The 1,773-nt window shown below is 42.1% G+C and carries 2 protein-coding genes; both read right to left on the reverse strand.

Annotated elements, in window-relative coordinates; translation table 11 throughout:
• Window positions 1–264 precede the first annotated feature (264 nt).
• Window positions 265–804: a molybdopterin adenylyltransferase gene (gene mog / locus Q0296_RS01345; protein ID WP_002940911.1), complete on the reverse strand. Its 540-nt coding sequence runs from the start codon at window positions 802–804 to the stop codon at window positions 265–267.
• 13 nt (window positions 805–817) lie between these two features.
• The coding region (locus Q0296_RS01350; RefSeq protein ID WP_298035799.1) for an AAA family ATPase at window positions 818–1,773 on the reverse strand (956 nt) is incomplete at its 5' end.

Raw genomic sequence — 1,773 nt, forward strand, 5'->3', positions numbered from 1 at the left:
TATTTATTGTTTGCTAAATTTATCACTGGCGCAGCGATTTTTTTGCAAAAAACTTGCATAGATTTAGCACTAATAAAACATCATAATTTCTGCTACTTAATGAACTAGCCAGCCAACCCATCATCGGTTATTGCAGTTGTTCTATTAAATTTTATTAATTGTCACCAAAATTGAATATATAAATTTAAAATAGTAAGCAAAAACCTAAATTTAGCCGCCACCAAAGATGGCTGGCTTAAATTTAGGCTCTATTGTGGATTAAATTTAAGAAATTTTCTTTTGTTTTGGGCGGAAAACTTTCATCACGTTTTCATCGGTCTCGATAAATGCACCCTCGATCAGGTCTATGCAGTATGGCACTGCTGGAAATACAGGTTCTAAGCACTCTTTTATCGCTTTTGGCTGACCTGGTAAATTTATGATGAGCGCGTGACCTCTGATGCCTGCTGTTTGGCGTGATAGGATCGCTGTTGGGACGTATTGCAAGCTTGCAGCTCTCATTAGCTCGCCAAAACCTGGCATCATCTTCTCGCAAACTGCCTCAGTAGCCTCTGGAGTGACATCTCTCACTGCTGGTCCTGTGCCTCCAGTCGTTAGCACAAGGTCGCATCCTAGCACGTCTATCATGTGCACGAGCCTCTCTTTTATGAGATCAAGCTCATCTGGGATCACCTCGTAAAAATACTCTCTCTCACTTACTATCCAGCCATCAAGCACCTCTTTGATCGCTGGGCCTGATTTATCCTCGTATGTGCCCTCACTTGCGCGATCTGACATAGTTAGAATTCCTATTTTTGCTTTCATTTTTTCTCCTTTATTAGTAGTTTTCATTTAAAATTTTAGCAAGCGTCTCTTTATCTACGCTCTCGTAAGCAAGCAGATATGAGCTTATCCTTGCGATTTGCTCGTTTGTGCCCTTTAAAAAGGAGATTATCTCATCTTTTGCTTGTTTTAAAATTTCTTCCACATCGTTTGGATTTGGCACGAAAGAATTTCCCATACCGTATTCATAAACCATCTTTGAGGCGATCTCTTTTGCTAAATTTAGATCGTTGCTTGAGTTTGAAAAGATGTCGTTCTCATCTATCTCAAGCTTGCACATGCCAGAGATTAAAACCTTTATGCGTGAGAGCATCTGTGACTTTGACTCGATCTCTTGCTCAGTCGCCATAAAGCGGTCTTCAATGAGCGAAATTTTTTCAAATTTCACATCAAACCAGTAAGCACTTAGCGCCTTTGCACCTTGATAGATGGCTTGAATTTTCTTCTCGCTCTCGCTGTAGCTTAGCACCTTTTTTTTGCCGAGCAAAACCTTGTTTAAAACAGCTTCAAAGTCCCTCATCCTAAGCACGCTCTCGCCGTTTCTTAGGGCATTTATCGCAGCTTCATTTACAAGCGTGCTAAGTGCCGCACCAGAAAAGCCAACGCTCATCCTAGCGATATCCTCCGCTGACACTTCGCAGTTTTTATCTCTTAGATATGTGTTTAGGATCGCCACCCTGTCGTTAAAATCAGGCATTGATAAAAATATACGCCTATCAAAGCGGCCCGATCTAAGTAGCGCCTCGTCAATCATCTCGATCCTATTTGTTGCGGCTATGACGATGACGCCAGAGTTGTCCTCAAAGCCGTCCATCTCGGTTAGCAGCTGATTTAGCGTAGCTTCTCGCTCGTCGTTTCTAGCCCCACCCCTGCTCTTGCCAACAGCGTCTATCTCGTCGATAAAGATGATTGAAGGCGCGTAAGATTTGCCTCTGTTAAATAGCTCTCTAA

Origin of the sequence: uncultured Campylobacter sp. (assembly GCF_937890585.1) — a bacterium.
Lineage (GTDB): Bacteria > Campylobacterota > Campylobacteria > Campylobacterales > Campylobacteraceae > Campylobacter_A.